Origin of the sequence: Streptomyces sp. NBC_00376 (genome assembly GCF_036077095.1) — a bacterium.
Classification (GTDB): Bacteria; Actinomycetota; Actinomycetes; order Streptomycetales; family Streptomycetaceae; genus Streptomyces.
Window position 1 is genome coordinate 97841 of record NZ_CP107961.1, and the last position, 23234, is coordinate 121074.

Here is a 23234-nt window from a genome sequence, read left to right on the forward strand (position 1 = left end):
CGCACGTCATCATGAGCCGTTGTCTCCCAGAGCCAGCTGGATCAGGCTTTCGGCGTCCATGTCGTCAATCGAGTCGTCGTCAATCGAGTCGTCCGCTGCCACGGCCGGGGCCGGAGCCGTTGCCGCGTCGGGCGCCGGAACAGGTACCGGCTCCGCGGCGCCGGTCGCCACCGGCAGGTCGAACTTGGTCCGCAGGAAAGCGGCGAGCACCACAGGGGTCGGGTGGTCGAAGACCAGCGCGGCGGGCAGCCGCAGCCCCGTGGCCCGGGTGATCCGGTTTCTCAGGTCCACCGCGGTCAGCGAGTCGAAGCCGAGGGTCCGGAAGGGCTTGTCGGGCCGTACGTCGGAGGGCCCGGCCAGACCGAGCACCGCCGCCGCGTGATCCCGTACCAGTTCGAGCAGCGTGTACTCCTGCTCGGGACCGGGTAGTTCGGCGAGTTCGGCACGCAGCACGGCCGCCGCGTCCTGCCCGGCGTCCTGACCGTCCGCCGCCTCCGCGGCGTCGTCCGCCCGCACCGCACCGCGCACCTCCGGCAGGTCGCCGATCAGCGCACTCGGGCGCAGTCCGGTGAATGCCGGGGCGAAGTCCCGCCAGTCGATGTCGGCGACGACGACCGTCGTCTCCCCGTGCTCGACGGCCTGCCGCATCGCGGACACCGCGAGGTCCGGCGCCATCGCCGACAGGCCGAGGCCGCTGAGCGCGCCCCCGACGCCGGCGCCGCCGGCCAGCCCGTCGCCCTCCCACCAGCCCCAGGACACGGACGTCGCGGACCGGCCCAGGGACCGGCGCCGGTGGGCCAGCGCGTCGAGGGACGCGTTCGCCGCCGCGTACGCAGAGTGCCGGGCATTGCCCCACACCCCGGAGATCGATGAGAAGAGGACGAACGCGTCCACGGAGTCGCCCAGCGCCTCGTCGAGGTGCAGGGCGCCGTTGACCTTGCCGGACAGGACGGTCGCGTAGGCGGCCGCATCCGTGTCCTGCACGGCCGCCGTGTCGTCCACGCCCGCCGTGTGGAAGACGCTGCCCACCGGGCGGCCCTCCGCCCGCAGCCGCTCGACAAGCACGTCGACCTGGTCCCGGTCGGCCACGTCACAGGCCACGACCGACGCGGAGGCACCGGCCTGGGCCAGCTCCTCCACCAGCTCCGCCGCTCCCGGACTGTCCGGACCGCGGCGGCTCGTCAACACGATGTGCTCGGCGCCCTCGGCGGCCAGCCAACGGGCGACATGCCCGCCGACGGAACCGGTGCCGCCGGTGACCAGCACCGAACCACGGGGCTCGAATCGGCGTACGGCCTCGCCGAGCGAAGCCCGGCCGATCCGCCGGGCGAAAACGCCCTCGCCGCGCACCGCGACCTGGTCCTCGGCGCCGTAAGCGCCGGACAGCACGGCGCACACCCGTTCCGCCACCGATGCGTCGCCCCCTTCCGCCGCCGCGTCGGGCAGGTCGATGAGACCACCCCAACTTCCCGGAGCCTCAAGGGCGATGGCCTGGCCCATGCCCCACAGCTGTGCCTGCACCGGACTGCTTGCCGGATCGCTGTAACCGGTCTGTCCAATCTGGACGCCGCCACTGGTGAGGCACCACAGCGGTGCTCGCACGGCGGTGTCGTCGAGAGCCTGCACGAGGGCGAGCGTGCGGGCGGTCGCGGCCGGAAGCTCCGAACCCAGAGCCGGATCGGCACTCTCGTCCAGGGCCAGCAGCGACAGCGCACCGCTGTACGTGGGCGCGTCCCCGTCACCGAGAGCCGTCAGCGCCTTGGCGATTCCCGCCCGGTCGCTCTGGTGCTCGGTGATCAGCAACGGCACCACCCCGGCCCCCCGTGCGGCCAGCTGCCGGGAGCATTCGGCCACCAGCGCCCCGTCGGCCAGCGCCTCGGGCAGGACCAGCAGCCACGCGCCGGAAAGAGCACCGGGGGCACCCGAGGAAACCAACGGCTTCCAGGTGATCCGGTACCGCCACGAGTCCAGGGTTGTGAGAGCGGTAGCAGTCCGCCGCCACCCGGCCAGCGCCGGCAGTACGGCACTCAGCGGTCCGGCATCGACACCGCCCAGCTGTCGGGCGAGCGCCTCGGCGTCACCGTCCTCCACGGCCTTCCAGAACTCCGCTTCCGCGGTGGACTGTTCGGCCGTTACGGAGGTGGCGGAGGCGGTGGCAGGAGTCTCGGGCTCGTCCTTGAGCCAGTAGCGGGTGCGTTGGAAGGGGTAGGTGGGGAGGGTGGTGCGGGTGGCGTCGGTGTCGGCGAAGACGGTTGTCCAGTTGATGGTGGTGCCGTGGACGTGGGCTTCGGCGAGGGAGGTGAGGAAGCGGTCGAGTCCGCCTTCGTCGCGGCGGAGGGTGCCGAGGACGGCTGCGTCGGTGCCGGTGTTCTCGGTGGTGCCCTGGAGGCCGAGGGAGAGGACGGGGTGGGGGCTGACCTCGATGAAGACGGTGTGGCCGTCGGTGAGGGCGGTGCGGGTGGCCTGTTCGAACTCGACGGTTTCGCGGAGGTTGTTGTACCAGTAGCCTGCGCCCATTTCCGTGCCGTTGAGCAGTCCGCCCGTGAGGGAGGAGTACAGGGCCACATCGCCCGCGCTCGGTGCGATGCCCGCGAGGAGCTTCGCGAGCTCGGCCTCGATCTCTTCGACGTGGGCGGAGTGGGAGGCGTAGTCCACGTCCACCTTGCGGGCGCGGATCTCGTTCGCCTGGCAGTCGGTGACCAGCTCGTCCAGAGCCTCCGGATCACCGGAAACCACCACGGACGAGGGGCCGTTGACGGCGGCGATGGAGATCCGCCCGTCCCACGCCGTGATCTTCTCGCGTACCCAGGTTGCGGGCTGGGCGACGGAGACCATGCCGCCGCGGCCGGCGAGGGCGGTGATGGCCCGGCTGCGTAGCGCGACGACCTTCGCTGCGTCGCTCAGGGACAGGATGCCGGCGACGGCGGCTGCGGCGATCTCGCCCTGGGAGTGGCCGATGACGGCTGCGGGTTCGACTCCGTAGGAGCGCCACAGTTCGGCGAGGGAGACCATGACGGCCCATAGGACGGGCTGGACGACGTCGACGCGGTCGAAGCCGGGCGCGCCGTCGGTGCCGCGTACGACATCGGTCAGCGACCAGTCGGTGTACGGGTCCAGCGCGGCGGCGCATTCGGCCATGCGTGCTGCGAATGCGGGTGAGGTGTCGAGGAGTTCCACGGCCATGCCGGTCCATTGGGCGCCCTGGCCGGGGAAGACGAATACGGGGCGGGGTGAGGTCTGGGTTTCGGCGGCGGTGGTGGTGTTGGTGGTGGGGTGGTTGTGGGTGAGGGCTTCGAGGGCGGTGAGGTAGTCGTCCCGGTGGGTGGCTGTGATGGCTGCGCGGTGGTCGAAGTGGGTTCGGGTGAGGGCGAGTGAGTAGGCGATGTCGGTGAGGGAGGTGTCCGTGTCCTGGCGTATGCGGTCGAGGAGTTTCCCGGCCTGGGCGCGCAGCGCGGTCTCCGACTTGCCCGACAGGACCCACGGCACCGCCACCCGAGACGGGGCCGATGGTGTAGCGGGCTCGTTGTGCGGGGCCTCTTCCAGGATCAGGTGGGCGTTCGTCCCGCTCATGCCGAACGAGGACACGCCGGCCCGGCGAGGGGCGTCGGTCCGTGGCCAGGCACGGTTCTCCGTGAGGAGTTCGATGTCGCCGTCGGTCCAGTCGACGTGGGTGGAGGGGGTGTCGATGTGGAGGGTCTGCGGGAGGACGCCGTTGCGCATGGCCAGGACCATCTTCATCACGCCGGCGACGCCGGCGGCGGCCTGGGTGTGGCCGATGTTGGACTTGATGGAGCCGAGGAGGAGGGGCTGGTCCTGGGGGCGTTCGCGGCCGTAGGTGGCCAGCAGGGCCTGGGCCTCGATCGGGTCGCCGAGCTTCGTGCCCGTTCCGTGTGCCTCGACCACGTCGACATCGGCGGTGGTCAGACCCGCGTTGGCCAGGGCCTGGCGGATCACCCGCTGCTGCGACGGACCGTTCGGAGCCGTCAGACCGTTCGACGCACCGTCCTGATTGACCGCCGAACCACGCACCACGGCCAGCACCTCATGACCCAGACGCCGCGCCTCCGACAACCGCTCCAGAAGCAGGACGCCGACTCCCTCGGCAAGCCCGAAGCCGTCCGCGGCCTCCGCGAACGCCTTGCACCGGCCGTCCGTGGCCAGCGCCTGCTGGCGGCTGAACTCGACGAAGGACGTGGGTGTTCCCATGACCATCACTCCGGCGGCCAGGGCCATCGTGCACTCGCCGTTGCGCAGCCCCTGGACGGCCATGTGCAGCGCGACCAGGGACGACGAGCACGCCGTGTCCACGGTCATCGCGGGGCCTTCCAGACCCAGGGCGTAGGAGATGCGGCCCGAGACGACGCTGCCCGCCGTGCCCGTCAGAAGATGGCCCTCGAAGCCGTTCGGCCGGCTCCGGGTCGTGCCGCCGTACCCGGAGGCCGCCGCGCCCGCGTACACACCGGTACGGGTTCTGCGCACGTCGACCGGATCGATGCCCGCGTTCTCGAAGGCCTCCCAGGAGGTTTCCAGCAGCAGCCGCTGCTGGGGGTCCATGGCCAGGGCCTCGCGCGGCGAGATCCCGAAGAAGGCCGGATCGAACTGCCCGGCGTCCCGCAGGAACCCGCCCTCACCCACGTACGAGGTGCCCTGGCTGTCGCCCTCCGTGTGCCGGAACACATCGAGGTTCCACTCGCGGTCGAGCGGTACGCCGCCGATGGCGTCGCGGCCCTCGGCGAGGAGCTGCCACAGGTCCTGCGGCGAACGGACCCCGCCCGGGAACCGGCAGCCCATGCCGATGATGGCGATCGGGTCGTCCGCATCGGCGGGGCCCGTGCCCGGCACCGCCGCAGCGCCGGCCGCGACCGCGCCCGGCCGGGAGCCGACCAGTTCGGAGCGCAGGTGGTCGGCGAGGACCTCGGGGGTCGGGTAGTCGAAGACCAGGGTCGTCGGGAGGCGTAGGCCGGTGGCGGTGTTGAGGCGGTTGCGGATTTCTACGGCGGTGAGGGAGTCGAAGCCGAGTTCGCGGAAGGCTCTGCCGGTTTCGATGGTGTCGGCGGAGGCGTGTCCGAGTACGGCGGCGACGTGGGTGCGGACGAGGTCGAGCAGGGTGCGTTCGGCCTGTTCTGCGGGCAGGGCGGCGAGTTGCTGGGCGAACGAAGACGCCTCGACCGCCTTCGCCGCACCGAGGGAGCGGCGCGCGGGAGCCCGCACCAGGGCCTGGAAGAGTGGCGGCACGCCCGTACCCGTGGTCTCGCCGTGCCTGCGCATGGCGGCCAGGTCCAGGCGTGCGGCGACGAGCAGCGCTTGTCCGGTTGCGGTGGCCGCGTCCAGCAGGGCGAGGCCGTGGTCGGTGGGCAGCGGCTGCATGCCCGTCCGGGTCATGCGGGCGATCTCGGCGTCGCCGAGGTGCGCCGTCATTCCGCTGCGCTCCTCCCACATGCCCCAGGCCACGGCCGTGGCGGGCAGGCCCTGGGCCTGCCGGTGCTGGGCCAGCACATCGAGGAACACGTTCGCCGCCGCGTAATTGCCCTGCCCCGGACCACCGAACGTGCCCGCTCCACCGGAGAAGAGGATGAATTCGGCGAGTTCGTGGTGGTGACGGGTGAGTTCGTGGAGGTTCCAGGCGGCGTCGGCCTTGGGGCGCAGGACCGTGTCGATGCGGTCGGCGTCGAGTTCGGGGATCACTCCGTCGTCCAGGACACCGGCGGTGTGGACGATGCCGGTGAGGGGGTGTTCGGCCGGGACGGTGGCCAGGGCGGCGGCCAGTGCGTCGCGGTCGGACGCGTCGCAGGCCAGCAGCGAGACCCGGGCCCCGGCCGCCTCCAGCTCCGCGACCAGTTCGGCCGCGCCCGGGGCGTCGGTGCCCCGGCGGCTGAGTAGGAGCAGGCTGCGTACACCTCGTGCGGTGACCAGGTGGCGGGCGACCAGGCCGCCCAGGGTGCCGGTGGCCCCCGTGACCAGGTACGTACCCGCAGGATCGGGGATGCGCGGCATCGTCACGACGACCTTGCCCACGTGCCGGGCCCGGCTCATGAACCGCAGCGCTTCGGGGGCCTGACGGATGTCCCACGCCCGCACCGGAGGCAGGCTCAGCACACCCTCCCGGAACAGCCCCAGCAACTCCAGCAACATCCCCTGAAGCCGGTCCGGACCCGCATCCAGCAACTCGAAAGCCTGGTACCGAACGCCTTCGTGGCTCTGTGCCACTGCCGCCGCATCCCGGATGTCGGTCTTGCCCATCTCCAGGAACCGGCCGCCGCACGGCAGCAGACCGAGCGAGGCGTCGACGAACTCCCCGGCAAGGGAGTTCAGCACGACGTCCATGCCCCGACCGCCCGTCTCCGCGGCGAAGGCCTCGGCGAAGTCGAGGGTTCGGGAAGAAGCGATCCTCTCGGCGGGGATACCCATCGCGGCCAGGACCGGCCACTTCGCCTCACTCGCCGTGCCGTACACCTCGGCCCCCAGATGCCGGGCCAGCTGCACCGCGGCCGTCCCCACACCCCCGGACGCCGCATGCACCAGCACCGAATCACCCGGCCGTACCTGCGCGAGGTCTACCAGTCCGTAGTAGGCGGTCAGGTAGACGGACGGGACCGTGGATGCCTGGACGTAGGACCAGTCGTCGGGGATGGGGGCGAGCATTCGGCGTTCGGTGACCGCGCTCGGACCGAACGAGCCGGAGAACAGCCCCATCACCCGGTCACCCGGACGCAGACCCGTCACCCCCGGACCGACCTCCGCGACCACACCAGCACCCTCGGCACCCATCGGCACCTCAGGACCCGGATACATCCCCAGCGCGTTCAGCACATCACGGAAATTGACCCCCGCCGCCCGCACATCCACCCGCACCTGACCCTCGCCCAGCCCCGGCCGCTCCACGGGCAGCAGCGCCAGATTCTCCAGCGTGCCCTTGCCCGTGCTCTGCAACGACCACTCCGCCACACCAGACGGAACCACCAACCCACCACCAGCACCACCAACGCCACCAGCCGCAGCCCGCACCAACCGAGGCACGAACAACCGACCCTCACGCACCACAACCTGCGGCTCACCCAACCCCGCAACACCACCGACATCGACACCACCACCGTCGACATCGACGTCCACCAGAACAATCCGCCCCGGGTTCTCCGTCTGGGCGGAACGCACCAGGCCCCACACGGAGCCCGCTCCCATGTCCTGGATCTCGCCACCGGCGACGGCCACCGCGCCCCGGGTCACCACGACCAGACGCGCATCCGTCTCGCTCTCCGCGGCCAGCCACTCCTGCAACCGGGTCAGTACATGGACAACGCGCTCACGTACCCCCGGGAGCACGTCCGTACCGGTCCGCGCACCGGGGACCGTCAGGACCTGGAACCCGGCATCGGCAACCAAATCCGCCGCCGCACCCGTACCCGTCGCCGTACCCGCCTCCGGAGCACCCGTGGCCGGGACCCACTCCAGGCGGAACAGCGACTCGGCCGCCGCCCGGTTCTCCGCCTCCCTCAACTGGTCCGCGCTCACGGGCCGGAAGGCCAGGGACCGGACCGAGGCGACCGGAGCACCGGCGCCGTCGGTGGCCTCGACCGAGACGGCCTGGCCGCCCGCCGGAGCCAGCCGCACCCGCAGCGACGAGGCGCCCGCCGCGTGCAGCTCCACGCCTTCCCAGGCGAACGGCAGTTGCAGCCCGGCCTCACCCGGGAACAGCCCGCCCGCGCCCACCGCGTGCAGGGCGGAGTCCAGCAGCGCCGGATGCAGGCCGAACCGGCCCGCCTGGCCGGCGGTCTCCTCGCCGAGAGCGACCTCCGCGAACACCTCGCCCGCCCGCCGCCACACCGCCCGCAGGCCCTGGAACGCCGGGCCGTAGCCGTAGCCCGTCGCCGCCAGTTCCGCGTAGAAGTCGGATACGTCCACCGCCTCTGCGTCCTGCGGCGGCCAGACGGCGGCCCAGGACGCGTCCGACGGCTGATCCGTGCCGCCGCCGGTGATGGTGGCGGTCAGCACACCGGCCGCGTGACGGGTCCAGGTCTCGGCGCCCTCGGCCTGCCCGTACACCGTCAGCGGGCGTGTGCCGGATCCGATGCCGTCCTCGCCCTCAGCACCGACGACCACCCGGACGACGGCCGCGCCGTTCTCCGGCAGCACCAGCGGGGATTCCAGGACGAGTTCGGACACGATGCCGTGGCCGACCTGGTCCCCGGCCCGGACCGCCATCTCGACGAGAGCCGTGCCCGGGACGAGCACCCGCCCGTCGACCACGTGATCGGCGAGCCAGCCATGCGTACGGACCGCCAGCCGGCCGGTCAGCACCACACCACCCGGGCCCGGCAGGTCCAGCACGGCACCCAGGAGCGGATGCTCCGCGCCCTCCAGGCCCACCGAGGCGACATCACCGGAGAACTCGGCCGCGCGCGGCCAGTACCGCTCGCGCTGGAAGGCGTACGTCGGCAGGTCGACGGTACGGGCATCGGTGCCCTCGAAGAAGGTGTCCCAGTCCACGTCCACGCCGAGCACCCAGAGCTCGGCGACGGACTGAAGCATCCGGTCGAGTCCGCCTTCGTCGCGGCGGAGGGTGCCGAGGACGGCTGCGTCCGTGTCGGTGTCGTCGATGGTGCCCTGGAGGCCGAGGGAGAGGACGGGGTGGGGGCTGACCTCGATGAAGACGGTGTGCCCGTTGGCCAGGGCAGTGCGGGTGGCCTGTTCGAACTCGACGGTTTCGCGCAGGTTGTTGTACCAGTACCCGGCGCCCATCTCCGTACCGTCGAGCAGTCCCCCGGTGAGGGAGGAGTAGAGGGTCGTGCCGCCGGTCTGCGGGGCGATGCCCGCGAGGAGCTTCGCGAGCTCGGGTTCGATCTCTTCGACGTGGGCGGAGTGGGAGGCGTAGTCCACGTCCACCTTCCGGGCGCGGATCTCGTTGGCCTGGCAGTCGGTGACCAGCTCGTCCAGAGCCTCGGGGTCGCCGGAGACGACGACGGAGGAGGGGCCGTTGACGGCGGCGATGGAGATCCGCCCGTCCCACGCCGCGATCTTCTCCCGCACCCAAGCGGCGGGCTGGGCGACGGACACCATGCCACCACGGCCCGCGAGGGCGGTGATGGCCCGGCTGCGCAGGGCGACGACCTTGGCCGCGTCGCTCAGGGACAGGATGCCGGCGACGGCGGCCGCCGCGATCTCGCCCTGGGAGTGGCCGATCACAGCCGCCGGCTCGACACCGTACGACCGCCACACCTCGGCGAGGGACACCATCACGGCCCACAGCACCGGCTGAACCACATCCACCCGGTCCAGACCGGGCGCGCCGTCGGCACCACGCACGACGTCGATCAGCGACCACTCCACGTACGGCTCCAGCGCCGCCGCACACTCCGCCATCCGCGCCGCGAACACCGGCGAGGACTCCAGCAACCCCACCGCCATACCGGCCCACTGCGCACCCTGACCCGGGAACACGAACACAGGCTTGGCATATCCGCCGACCGTGCCGCGGGCCGTGCCGGCGGGCAGGGTGCCACCGTCCGGAGCTTCCCCGGCCAGGGCCTGGAGGCGGTCCGTCATGTCCGACGTGCTGTCGGCGATCACGACCGCCCGGTGGTCGAACGCCGTACGCGTCCGGGTCAGTGAGAGGCCGATGTCGTTGAGGGCGGGCGCAGTCGGGGCGTCGAGCACATGCGTACGCAGCCGGTCCGCCTGGGCGGCCAGGGCCTGCGCCGAGCGTCCGGAGACGAGCCACGGCACCGGACCGGAAGCCGTGCCGTCGCGCCTGGCGGAAGGCTCGGCGGAAGGTTCGGCGGCGGGCTCGGCGGTCTCGGCCGGGGGTGCCTCGATGACGGCGTGGGCGTTGGTGCCGCTCATGCCGAACGAGGAGACGGCCGCCCGGCGGGGGCGGCCCGGGGTGACCCAGGTCCGCTCCTCGGTGAGCAGTTCCACCGCACCGGCCGACCAGTCGACGTGCGTGGAGGGGCGGTCGACGTGCAGGGTGCGCGGCAGCACACCGTGGCGCATCGCCATGACCATCTTGATGATGCCGCCGACACCGGCCGCCGCCTGCGTGTGACCGATGTTCGACTTCAGGGAGCCCAGCCACAACGGCTGCCCCTCCGGGCGGTCCTGGCCATAGGTGGCCAGCAGGGCCTGGGCCTCGATCGGGTCACCCAGCGTCGTACCCGTGCCGTGCGCCTCGACCACGTCGACATCGCCCGCGCCCAGGCCGGCGTTGGCGAGGGCCTGGCGGATCACCCGCTGCTGAGCGGGGCCGTTCGGGACGGTCAGGCCGCTGCTCGCGCCGTCCTGGTTGACCGCGGAACCCCGTACGACGGCGAGGATCCTGTGGCCGTTGCGCCGGGCGTCCGAGAGCCGCTCCAGCAGCAGCATGCCGACGCCCTCGCCCCAGCCGGTGCCGTCCGCCGAGTCGGCGAACGCCTTGCACCGGCCGTCGGCGGCCATCGCACGCTGGCGGCTGAACTCCTGGAAGGTGCCCGGCGTCGACATCAGCGCCACACCGCCCGCGGCGGCCAGCGAGCATTCCTGCTCGCGCAGCGCCTGGCACGCCCAGTGCAGGGCCACCAGGGACGACGAGCAGGCAGTGTCCACGGTCGCGGCCGGTCCTTCGAGACCGAGGGTGTACGAGATGCGCCCGGAGATGACACTGGCCGAACCGCCGACGACGAGATAGCCCTCGACGTTCTCGGCGCTGTTCGGCAGGAGAGTCGGGTAGTCCTGGCCGTTCGTGCCGACGAACACGCCGGTACGGCTGCCGCGCAGCGACTCCGGATCGATTCCGGCCCGCTCGAAGAGTTCCCAGGAGGACTCGAGGATCAACCGCTGCTGCGGGTCCATCGTGAGCGCCTCGCGCGGGGAGATACCGAAGAAACCGGCGTCGAACTCCGTGGCGCCGTACAGGAAGCCGCCCTCGTCGCTGATCGAGGATCCGGGGCTGTCCGGGTCAGGGGCGGTCAGCGCCTCCAGGTCCCAGCCGCGGTCCTGCGGGAACGCCGCCACCGCATCGGTGCCCGAGGCCACCAGCCGCCACAGGTCCTCGGGGGAGTCGACCCCGCCCGGGTAGCGGCAGCTCATTCCGACGATCGCGATCGGTTCCTGCTCACCCGAATCCACTTCGCGCAGGCGTTGTTTCGCCTGGCGCAGCTCAGCGGTCATCCACTTCAGGTGATCAAGCAGCTTCTCTTCGCTTGTCATGGAAAATTCCCGCCCTCTTAGGAACCGTCGCTCTTCGTCCGCTCATGGCGATCACGCTTTGTCCGGATCGATGCCGATGGAATACGGACACGGCGGCCGACAGGCGGCGTCATCAAAAGCATCCATGATCGCCCTCAATGGTGGAAGCTATGTGGCTGCACGGGCGGCCGACAACCCCTAACAACGGGCCCGGAGCAGTCCCCTAATCGGCATCGATGCAGTGTCCGAGCGGTGCCGGAGCAGCCATTCCATTAATCGTCGACCGGAATTCGAGGGCATCTGGATCAAATGTGTGGTGATTTTCGTCCGCGCGGCAGGACGCTCACTGTGCCTGCTGGTCCCTCCGGCGTACGCGACTTCCCTGCGACATGACGAGGCCGTCTGATGCAAACCTCCCCAGTCCGTCACTCCGTTGCCCAGCGACCTGTTGCCCAGTGCTCCGTTGCTCAGCAGCCCGGCTGGCCCGACAGCGAGGCGCTCGGCACGGTCAAGCACCGCCTGGCCGTGAGCCTCCCGCTCGTCATGCCGCGCGAGAGCGACCTGCTCAAGCACCGGCTGGCCGCGGTGGCCGAGGGCCGGGCCCTGCTGCTCCAGGGCGGCGACTGCGCGGAAAGCCTCGACACCTCCCTGTCGGTCATGGAGAACCGGCTCGACACGCTCTCCCGGATGGCCGCCGCGCTGTCCGGCCGCACCGCCCTGCCCGTCGTCGTGCTCGCCCGGATGGCCGGGCAGTACGCCAAGCCCCGGTCCAGCGCCGTCGAGGTACGCGACGGGGTCACCCTCCCCTCGTACCGGGGCGAGTCCGTCAATGGTCAGGAGTTCACGGCGGCGGCCCGCACCCCGGACCCGTACCGGATGCTGCGCGCCCACGAGGCCGCCGCGGCGACCCTGAACCTCGCCCGCGCCCTGGTCGGCGGCAGCCCCACGACGACCCGGGGGCAGGTACCCGAGGAACTGTTCGTCTCCCACGAGGCGCTGCTTCTCGACTACGAGATGCCGTTGACCCGCATCGACCCGTACTCGCGCCGCCCGTACGCCGGATCCGGTCACCTGCTCTGGGCCGGCGAGCGCACCCGCGACCCCGATGGCGCCCACATCGCCTACCTGGCCGGGATCCGCAATCCGGTGGCGGTGAAGATCGGGCCGACGGCCGCGCCCGACGAGTTGCTGGCGCTGATCGAGCGGCTCGACCCCGACCAGGAACCGGGCCGGCTCACCTTCGTCGTGCGCATGGGGGCCACGGTCGTACGCGAGAACCTGCCCCTCCTGGTGGAGAAGGTCGCCGCCTCCGGTGCGCGCGTGGGCTGGGTCACCGACCCCATGCACGGCAACACGTACACAGCGCCCTCCGGCCACAAGACCCGCGGCTTCGACGCCGTCCTCGACGAGATCACCGGATTCTTCGACGTCCACCGCGCCCTCGGCACCCACCCCGGCGGAATCCACCTGGAGATGACCGGAGAGGACGTGACCGAGTGCGTCGGCGGCCTTGCCGGAATCGGCCACGACGACCTGGCCTCCACTTACGAATCCGCCTGCGATCCGCGCCTCAACCGCGAACAGTCCCTGGAACTGGCCCAGCGCGTCGCCGAGATCGTGGCCACGCGTCGCCTGCCGGCCGCCGCCGCTGCCTGGACATGAACCCGCTAGAGAAAAACTCGGGAAACGATCCGGACCGCCCTCATAGGGGGGCCTCGCATCTCTTCAGGGGTTGAAGGCCACTCACCGGCTGGAATAGCTTCGCGTCGAGAGTTGTATTGAGGAGAATAATGCGGACCTGAGATCGGGTCGGGTCGGTCCTGATGTCGTCCTGAATCCCTTCGCGTTTTCCCTCGATACGGAGAAGAACTCCCAAAGACGCGATGCGCTGGCTGCTGCCCAGGGTGGGGATGAATGGCGAACGAAGAGACGCTTCGGGATTACCTGAAGCTGGTTGCGGCGGACCTGCACCAGACACGTCAGCGCCTGCGGGAAGTGGAGGCCCGCGACAGCGAGCCTATTGCCGTCGTCGCCATGAGCTGCCGGTATCCGGGCGGTGTACGGAACCCCGAACAGCTGTGGCAGCTGGTCGACTCCGGCATCGACGCGGTGTCGGACTTCCCCGAGGACCGGGGATGGAGCCGTGGCGACACGGGCTCCGGGCCCCAGGAGGGCGCTTCCTTCCGCGAGGAAGGCGGCTTCATCTACGACGCCACCGACTTCGACCCGGCGTTCTTCGGCATCTCGCCGCGCGAGGCCCTCGCCATGGACCCGCAGCAGCGGCTGCTACTGGAGTGCGCCTGGGAAGCCCTGGAGACCGCCGGGATCACCCCCGACTCCCTCGCGGGCAGCCGCACCGGCGTGTTCACCGGAACCACCGGCCAGGACTACTCCCATCTGCTGGCCCCGCCCCCCGCGGGCACCGAGGGCTACATCCTCACCGGCACGGCGGCAAGCGTCGTCTCCGGCCGCATCGCCTACACGCTCGGCCTCGAAGGCCCCGCCGTGTCCGTCGACACGGCCTGCTCGACCTCCCTCGTGAACATCCACCTCGCCGCCCAGGCCCTGCGCAACGGCGAATGCACGCTCGCCCTGGCCGGCGGCGCGACCATCATGTCGACGCCCAGCGCCTTCGGCGGCTTCAGCGAGCAGGGCGGCCTCGCCGCCGACGCCCGCTGCAAGGCGTTCTCCGCCGCCGCGGACGGAACCGGCTGGAGCGAGGGCGTCGGGATCCTGCTGCTGGAACGGCTCTCCGACGCCCGCCGCAACGGCCACGACATCCTCGCCGTCGTACGCGGCTCCGCCGTCAACCAGGACGGCGCCTCCAACGGCCTGACCGCCCCCAACGGCCCCTCCCAGCAGCGCGTCATCCTCGATGCCCTCGCCAACGCCCGCCTGACCACCGCCGATGTCGACGTCGTCGAGGCACACGGCACGGGTACGAGGCTGGGCGACCCGATCGAGGCCGAGGCGCTGCTGGCGACCTACGGCCAGAACCGGCCCGAGGACCGCCCGCTGTGGCTCGGCTCGCTGAAGTCGAACATCGGCCACACCCAGGGCGCCGCCGGTGTCGGCGGGGTCATCAAGATGGTGATGGCCATGCGGCACGGCGTCCTGCCGCAGACCCTCCACGCCGACGAGCCCTCGCCGCACGTCGACTGGTCCGCAGGTGCCGTCGAGCTGCTCACGGAGGCCCGCACCTGGCCCGCGACCGGTGCGCCGCGCCGGGCCGGCGTGTCCTCGTTCGGAATGAGCGGCACCAACGCACACATCCTCATCGAGCAGGCCCCGGAGACCGTCGCCCAGTCGGCGGAGGGTGCGGCGGACGGTACGGCGGGCGAAGCGAACGCCGAAGCCGCTGGTGGAGCCACTGATGGAGCTTCGGACGAAGCATCCAGGGCCCCGGCCCTGCGCACCCCCGCCGTACCGTGGGTGCTGTCGGCCAAGACCGAACAGGCCCTGGCCGCCCAGGCCGAGCGCCTCCACGCGCACCTCCGCGACCACTTCGACATTCCGCTCGCGGACATCGGCCACTCCCTCGCCCTGACCCGGACGGCGTTCAACCACCGGGCGGCCGTGGTGGCCGGTGAGCATGCGGACTTCCTCGCCGCCCTGGAGTCCCTTGCCGAGGGCACACCCTCCGCCGCCGTGGTGAGCGGGACCGCCGGGCGCAGTTCCCGTCCGGTGTTCGTGTTCCCGGGTCAGGGTGCGCAGTGGTTCGGGATGGCGGTGGGGTTGCTGGAGTCCTCGCCGGTGTTCGCGGCGCGGATGGCGGAGTGTGCGGCGGCGTTGGAGCCGTACGTCGACTGGTCGCTGCTGGACGTCGTACGTGGGGCCTCAGGTGCTCCCGGCCTCGACCGGGTGGACGTCGTCCAGCCCGTGCTGTGGGCCGTGATGGTGTCCCTCGCCGAGGTGTGGCGGTCGTTCGGGGTCCGTCCGGCGGCGGTCATCGGTCACTCGCAGGGTGAGATCGCCGCTGCGGCGGTCGCGGGCATCTTGACCCTGGGCGATGCGGCGAAGGTCGTTGCCCTGCGCAGCCGGGCGATCATCGCGCTCGCGGGCCGTGGTGGCATGGTGTCGGTGGCCCAGCCTGCTGCCTGGGTGCGGGAGAAGATCGCGGCGTGGGACGGGCGGATCTCCATCGCTGCCGTCAACGGCCCTTCGTCCGTGGTTGTTTCGGGTGATCCGGAGGCTCTGGGCGAGCTGGTCACCGATTGCCAGGCCAACGAGATCCGCGCCCGCAGGATCGATGTCGACTACGCCTCCCACTCCGCGTACGTCGAGGAGATCGAGACGGAGCTGGCGAAGCTGCTGGCGGGTATCGCTCCGCAGTCCGGTGACACGGCCCTGTACTCGTCGCTCACGGGCGGTTTGCTCGACGGTACGGAGATGGGTGCCGGGTACTGGTACAACAACCTCCGCGAGACGGTCGAGTTCGAGCAGGCCACCCGTACCGCTCTCGCGGACGGTCACACGGTCTTCATCGAGGTCAGCCCGCACCCGGTCCTCACGATCGGCCTCCAGGGCACCATCGATGACGCCGGCAGTGACGCGGCAACGATCGGCACGCTGCGTCGTGACGAGGACGAGGCGCAGCGGCTGCTGATGTCCCTCTCCGAGGCGCACTGCCACGGTGTCGACGTCGACTGGACGACCGTCTTCGGGACCGGCGCCACCCGCGTCGCCCTCCCCACCTACGCCTTCCAACGCACCCGCTACTGGCCCGAGTTCCAGTACGGAGCCACCGTCGCGGCCGCGCAGAGCGTCGACCCGGACGAGGCCCGCTTCTGGCAGGCCATCGAGCAGGGCAACCTCGAAGCCCTCGCCGGTGCCCTGGACGGCGCCGACACCGAGCCGCTGCGCGCGGCTCTCCCCGCGCTCACCTCCTGGCGCCGCAGCCGCCAGGAGCGCTCGACCATCGACTCCTGGCGCTACCGCGTCACCTGGAAGCCCGTCCCCTCGACCACCGAGGCCGCCCTCCCCGGCCGCTGGCTGCTCGTCGTGCCCGAGAACCCGGCCGACGGCGACGCCGAACTCGCGGACACCCTCGCGGACGGCCTGGCCCGGCACGGCGCCGAGATCGTTCGTACGACGCTCCGAGGTCTCCCCGACGCCGGTCTGCCGGACATCGACGGGATCGTCTCGCTCGTCGGTCTGGACGAGACCCCGCACGCCGAGTTCACGGCCCTGCCGGGCGGTCTCATCGCCACCGTCGACCTGGTCAAGTTCCTGATCGAGGCCGCGGGTCCGGCTCCGCTGTGGACTGTCACACGCGGCGCCGTGGCCGTCGGCAGGTCGGACCCGCCGGCCGACCCGGCGCAGGCGACCGTCACCGGCTTCGGCCGTGTGGTCGGCCTGGAACACCCGGGCTGGTGGGGCGGCCAGATCGATCTGCCCGCCGTCCTCGACGACCGAGCCCTCGCGCGGGTCGCCGGAATCCTGGGCACCACCGGCGACGAGGACCAGGTCGCCGTACGCGCCTCCGGCGTCTTCGCCCGCCGCCTCGTCCGCGCCCCCTTCGGCGAGCCCGTACAGTCCTGGAACCCCCGGGGCACCATCCTGATCACCGGCGGCACGGGAGCCCTCGGCACGTTCATCGCCCGCTGGCTCGCGGACCAGGGCGCCGAACACCTCGTCCTGACCAGCCGGCGGGGCCCCGCCGCACCCGGCGCCGCCGAACTGGAGGCCGAACTCACCGCCAAGGGCGTCCGCGCCACGATCGCCGCCTGCGATGTGAGCGACCGCACCGCCGTCGAGAACCTCGTCGCCGGCCTGCGCAGCCAGGGAGACCCCGTCACCGCGGTCATCCACACGGCAGGCGTGAGCCAGCTCAGCTCCATCGAGGACACCGACCACCCCACGTTCGCCGATGTCATCACCGCCAAGGCGGCCGGCGCACGCAACCTCGACCACGCACTCGGCGACGACCCGCTCGACGCCTTCGTCGTCTTCTCGTCGATCTCCGGCATCTGGGGAAGCGGCGGCCAGGGCGCCTACGCCGCGGCCAACACCTACCTCGATGCCTTCGCCGCGGACCGCCGCGCCCGCGGCCGCACCGCCACCGCCGTCTCCTGGGGCGCCTGGGGCGGCGCCGGCATGGCCAAGGGCGAGGCGGAGCAACTGCTCAGCCGCCGCGGTCTGCCGGTCATGGACCCCGACCTGACGATCAACGCGATGCGCCAGGCCGTCGAGCACGGCGAGACCACCCTGACCGTCGCCGACATCCGCTGGGACCGCTTCGTCCCTTCCTTCACCGTGGCGCGCCGCAGCCCGCTCCTCGAAGACCTTCCCGAGGTACGGGAGATCCTCGACGAGGCCGAGGCCGAGGCGGGCGGCGCCGAATCGGGCGTCACCTCCGCCCTCCAGCGCCGGCTCGCCGGGCTGACCCCGGCCGAGCAGCGCAACCGGATGGTGGAACTGGTACGCGGCGAGGCCGCCGCAGTCCTCGGCTACGCCGACGCGGGTCCGCTCGACACCTCGCGCCCCTTCCGCGAACTCGGCTTCGACTCGCTGACCGCCGTGGACGTACGCAACCGCCTGAACACCGCCAGCGGCCTGCGCCTGCCCGCCACCCTCGTCTTCGACCACCCCACGGTCGCGGAGCTCGCCGGTCACCTCCTCACCCTGGTCCTCGACGAGCCGGCCGGGGACCCGTCCGCCGATCAGTCCACGGCGCACTCCACAGCACTGTCCCCGACCGGGGCGGGACCGGACGAGGACCCGGTCGTCATCGTCGGCATGAGCTGCCGCTTCCCGGGCGGCGCGAACTCCCCGGAGGACCTCTGGCGCGTGGTCGCCCACGGCATCGACACCGTGGGCGACATCCCCGCCGACCGGGGCTGGCCGGGCAGCGACACGGCCGACCGGCCGGTGGCCGCGGGCGGCTGGCTCGCCGGTGCGGGCGACTTCGACGCCGGGTTCTTCGGCATCAACCCGCGCGAGGCCCTGGCCATGGACCCGCAGCAGCGGCTGCTGCTCGAAGCCTCCTGGGAGGCCCTCGAACGGTCCGGGATCGACCCCTCATCGATGCGGGGCAGCCGCACCGGCGTGTACATCGGCGCCTCCTCGCAGGGCTACGGCAGCGATGTCACCCGTACCCCCGAGGGCACCGAGGGCTACCTCATGACCGGCACGGCCACCGCGGTGCTCTCCGGCCGGGTCTCCTACACGCTGGGCCTGGAGGGCCCGGCGGTGACGGTCGACACGGCCTGCTCGTCCTCACTGGTCGCCCTGCACATGGCAGTCCAGGCCCTGCGCGGCGGTGAATGCTCGGCCGCCCTCGTCGGCGGTGTCGCCGTGATGGCGACCGGTACGGTCTTCGCCGAGTTCAGCCGACAGGGCGGGCTCGCCGGAGACGGCCGCGTCAAGGCGTTCGCGGACGCGGCGGACGGCACCGGCTGGGGCGAGGGCGTCGGGGTCCTGCTCGTCGAGCGGCTCTCGGACGCCGTACGCAACGGCCACGACGTTCTCGCGGTCGTACGGGGCTCGGCGATCAATCAGGACGGTGCGTCCAACGGCCTGACCGCCCCCAACGGCCCGGCCCAGCAACGCGTGATCCGCCAGGCCCTCGCCGGCTCCGGCCTGAGCGCCGCCGACATCGACGTCGTCGAGGCCCACGGCACCGGCACCACCCTGGGCGACCCCATCGAGGCCCAGGCGCTGCTCGCCACCTACGGACAGGAGCGGGCGGAGGACCGGCCGCTGTGGCTGGGGTCCCTGAAGTCGAACATCGGTCACACGCAGGCTGCGGCGGGTGTCGCGAGCATCATCAAGATGGTCATGGCGATGCGTCACGGGGTGCTGCCCCGGACCCTCCACGTCGATACGCCGTCCACCGAGGTGGACTGGTCGGCGGGCGCGGTGGAACTGCTCACCGAGGCCCGCGAATGGCCGGCCACCGAGGAGCGGCCGCGCCGCGCGGGAGTGTCCTCCTTCGGGGTCAGCGGCACCAACGCCCACACCATCCTCGAGGAACCGCCGGCCGTCGCGCACGGCACCGCAGGCGCGACGACCCCCGGCCGACCGGCCCCGGCCACCGTGCCGTGGGTCTTGTCCGGCCGCGGGGAGAGCGCCCTGCGAGCACAGGCGGAACTGCTCGCGGAGCAGGTGAGCGGGCAGACGTCCGCCGATCCGGCGCCGCTGGACACCGCCTGGTCGCTGGCCACGGGCCGCGCACATCTGGAGCACCGCGCCGTCGTCGTCGCGGGCGACCGGGAGAAGTTCCTCACCGGACTGAAGGCGATCGCCGCAGGCATACCGGCCCCGGGTGTGGTGCGTGGGTCGGTCCAGGGTGGTCGTTCGGCGTTCCTGTTCTCGGGTCAGGGTTCGCAGCGGGCCGGGATGGGCCGTGAGCTGTACGAGGCGTACCCGGTGTTCGCCGATGCCTTCGACGCGGTGTGTGCCGAGTTGGACCGGCATCTCGACCAGTCGGTCAGGGATGTGGTGTTCGGTGGGTCGGAGCTGATCGATCAGACCGTGTACACCCAGGCGGGCCTGTTCGCTGTTGAGGTCTCCCTGTTCAGGCTGCTGGAGCAGTGGGGGGTCACCCCCGATTACTTGCTCGGCCACTCGATCGGTGAGCTGGCCGCCGCCCATGTCGCGGGCGTCTGGTCCCTGGAGGACGCGGCAGCGCTGGTCGCCGCGCGTGGTCGTCTGATGCAGGCGCTGCCGACCGGCGGGGCGATGGTCGCTGTCCAGGCCACGGAGGCAGAGGTCCTGCCGCTCCTCACCGGGGACGTCTCGATCGCCGCTCTGAACGGCCCGGATTCCGTCGTCATCTCGGGCGACGAGGACGCCGTACTCGCCATCGCGTCGGGCTTCGCGAAGACGAAGCGGCTCCGCGTCAGTCACGCGTTCCACTCGCCGCGCATGGAGCCCATGCTCGCTGAGTTCAAGGCGGTCGCGGACAACCTGACCTTCCACGCACCGAAGTTCCCGATCGTCTCCAACCTCACGGGTGAGGTCGCAGGCGAGGAGCTGCTGACGGCCGGCTACTGGGTGGAGCATGTCCGCCAGGCGGTCCGTTACCTTGACGGCGTACGCCAGTTGGAGGCCCAGGGCGTCACCACGTACCTGGAGCTCGGCCCCGGCGGTGTCCTCTCCGCCATGGGCCAGGACTGCGTCACCGACGACGAGGCCGGCTTCGTACCGGCCCTGCGCAAGGACCGTACCGAGACCGAAGCGCTGACCACCGCCGTGGCGGAGCTGTATGCGCACGGCGCCTCCGTCGACTGGGCCGCGTACTACGCCAACACCGGCGCCCGGCGCGTCGGCCTGCCCACCTACGCCTTCCAGCACGAGCACTACTGGCTTCGCTCCTCGGGACCTGCACTCGGCGACCTCAGCCAGATGGGCATGGGAACCACGGAGCACCCCTTCCTCGACGCTTCCGTCAGCATCGCCGGATCGGACGGGCTGCTGCTCAGCGGCCGGATCGGGCTCGACACCCACCCCTGGCTCGCCGACCACGCGGTCATGGGCACGGTGTTGCTGCCCGGTGCCGCGTTCGTCGATCTCGCCGCTCATGCCGCGGCCGAGGCGGGCTGCGACCGCGTCGAGGAACTGACCATCGCCGCCCCGCTCGTCCTGGGCACCGCGGACGCCGTCGTCCTCCAGCTGTGGGCCGGTCCCGCCGAGGACGGCCGACGCCCGCTGGAGATCCACTCCCGTCCGGCTCATGAAGCCGCGGCCCGCTGGACGCGGCACGCGAGCGGCGTACTCGTGACCGACACCGCCGGCCAGGCCGGCCTGGCCCTGACGGCATGGCCGCCGCAGGAAGCGGAGCCGGTACCGGTCGACGGCGTGTACGACTTCATGAACGGGATCGGCTACGGATACGGGCCCGTCTTCCAGGGCCTGCGAGCGGTGTGGCGCGGCAAGGACGAGGTCTTCGCCGAGGTGGCACTGCCCGAGGACGTGTGGGACGAGGCGGGCCGCTTCGGGTTGCACCCGGCGTTGCTCGACTCCGCCCTGCACGCCATCGGGGTCAGCGGCGGCTCCCTCGCCGAGGGCGGCCAACTGCCCTTCGCCTGGACCGGCGTGAGCGTGTACGCGGTCGGCTCGCCGGTGCTGCGGGTGCGGATCACCACCGCCGACAGCGGAGCCGTATCGCTCGATCTGGCCGATGCGGCCGGCTCCCCGGTCGCGCGGATCGACTCCCTCGTCATGCGCCCGCTGAGCGCCGGACAGCTGGCGCCGCCCTCCCAGGGCGGCTCCGACTCGCTGTTCCGCCTGGAATGGACGCCCGCCGGTGTCCCCACCTCTGCCTCCACTTCTGCCGATGCCGATGCCGATGCCGATGCCGATGCCGACGCCGACGCCGACGCCGACGTCGTGACGGTCCTCGAAGTGCCCGCGCTCGGCTCCGTAACCGGCACCGACGTGGTGTCCGGCGTGCATGAGCGGGTGTCCGACGTCCTGAACCGGCTGCAGGACTGGCTGGGCGCCGACCACGACGACCGGGCGCGCCTGGTCGTCGTGACCCGCGGCGCGGTGGCCGCAGGCGGCTCCGAGGTCTCGGACCTGGCCGCGGCCGCGGTCTGGGGCCTGGTGCGCTCCGCCCAGTCCGAACACCCGCACCGGATCGGCCTGGTCGACCTCGACGACTCCGTCGAGGGTCACGACTTCCTCGCCGCTCTCGCGGCCTCCGGCGAGCAGCAGGCCGCGGTCCGCGCCGGCGAGGTGTACGTACCGCGCCTGGCACGCGTCACGGACCCGGACCCGGACGCCCAGCCGCTCCCCGCCGTCGACGGTGCGGTGCTCGTCACCGGCGCGAGCGGCGGCCTCGGCGGCCTGGTGGCCCGCCACCTCGTCGAGACGTGGGGCGCACGGAACCTCGTACTCGCCGCCCGCCGTCCCGGCGGCGGCCCCGACGGCCCCGGACTCATCGCGGAAATCGAGAGCCTCGGCGCCACCGCCCGCTGGGTGACCTGCGACGCGGGCGACCGCGCCGCGCTCGCAGCGGTCATCGACGAGATCGCCGCGCAGGACGGCGGCCTGGCCGGCGTCGTGCACGCGGCCGGTGTCGTGGACGACGGCGTCCTCGAATCCCTCACCCCCGAACGGATCACGGACGTGCTGCGGCCCAAGGCCGACGCGGGCTGGCACCTGCACGAACTCACCGCCCACCTCGACCTGTCCTTCTTCGCCCTGTACTCCTCCGCCGCCGGAACCTTCGGCGGACCCGGCCAGGCCAACTACGCGGCGGCCAACGCCTTCCTGGACGCCCTGGCCGCCGTACGCCGTGCCCAGGGCCTGCCCGCCACCTCGCTCGCCTGGGGGCCCTGGGGCGAGGGCGGCATGCTCGGCGAGCTCGGCGCGGGCGACATCGCCCGCATGAGCCGGGCGGGCATGACCCCGCTCTCCGCGGAGCAGGGCCTCGGCCTCTTCGACGCCGCCGCCCGCGCCACCGAACCGCACCTGCTCCTCACCCGGCTGACCCCGAACGAGTCGCAGGTACGCGCCGACATGCTGCCGCCACTGCTGCGCCCGTACTTCCGTACGGCCACCCGTCCGCAGGCCGCGGCCGGCCGGCCCGGTGCCGAAACGGCGGCGTCCCTCAAGGAGCAACTGTCCCGGCACACCGACGACGAGCGCTACCGCGCCGTGCTCGACGTGGTCCGCGAGGCGATCGCCACCGTGCTCGGCCACTCCTCGTCCGCCGTGGTCGAGGTGAGCAGGGGCTTCCTGGAGATCGGCTTCGACTCCCTCACGGCCGTCGAACTCCGCAACCGGATCAACCAGGTCACCGGCCTCAAACTGGCGGCCACCCTGATCTTCGACCACCCGTCGCCGGAGGCGCTGGCCCGCCACCTCTCCGAGGAACTCGCCTCGGAGACCAAGGTGTCCGCCCTCGCGCTGCTCAGCGAACTGGACCGGATCGAAGCCTCGCTGGCCGTCGTCCCCGCGGACGACGACGACCGTTCCCAGGTCACGGAACGCCTGCGCGGTCTGCTCTCGGCCTGGACCGACAGCCGGCCCACGGCCGGTGACGGCCAGGACGACACGACCGACCTCGAATCCGCGACCGCGGACGAGCTCTTCGACCTTCTCGACGGCGAGCTGGGACTTTCCTGACC

Annotated in this window: 2 protein-coding genes and 1 pseudogene; 2 read left to right on the top strand and 1 reads right to left on the bottom strand. The window is 71.9% G+C overall.

The window, feature by feature from the left end; all coding sequences use genetic code 11:
• Window positions 1–9: 9 nt before the first annotated feature.
• A pseudogene (locus OG842_RS40615) lies at window positions 10–11166 on the bottom strand (type I polyketide synthase); the annotation flags it as partial.
• A gap of 396 nt (window positions 11167–11562) precedes the next feature.
• On the opposite strand from OG842_RS40615, the gene OG842_RS40620 reads away from it, so the two are divergent.
• Both OG842_RS40620 and OG842_RS40625 read left to right on the top strand, forming a co-directional pair.
• On the top strand, window positions 11563–12819 hold the full coding sequence (locus OG842_RS40620; protein ID WP_328512710.1) for a 3-deoxy-7-phosphoheptulonate synthase class II: 1257 nt from the start codon (window positions 11563–11565) through the stop codon (window positions 12817–12819).
• Window positions 12820–13071: 252 nt separating this feature from the next.
• Entirely contained in the window at window positions 13072–23232 is a 10161-nt protein-coding gene (locus OG842_RS40625; protein ID WP_328512711.1) for a type I polyketide synthase, read from the top strand.
• The last annotated feature ends 2 nt before the right edge of the window (window positions 23233–23234 follow it).

Bases quoted from the DNA above. Each gene is read 5' to 3' on its own strand.
- OG842_RS40620 (WP_328512710.1), top strand. From the start codon at position 11,563: ATGCAAACCTCCCCAGTCCGTCACTCCGTTGCCCAGCGACCTGTTGCC.
- OG842_RS40625 (WP_328512711.1), top strand. From the start codon at position 13,072: ATGGCGAACGAAGAGACGCTTCGGGATTACCTGAAGCTGGTTGCGGCG.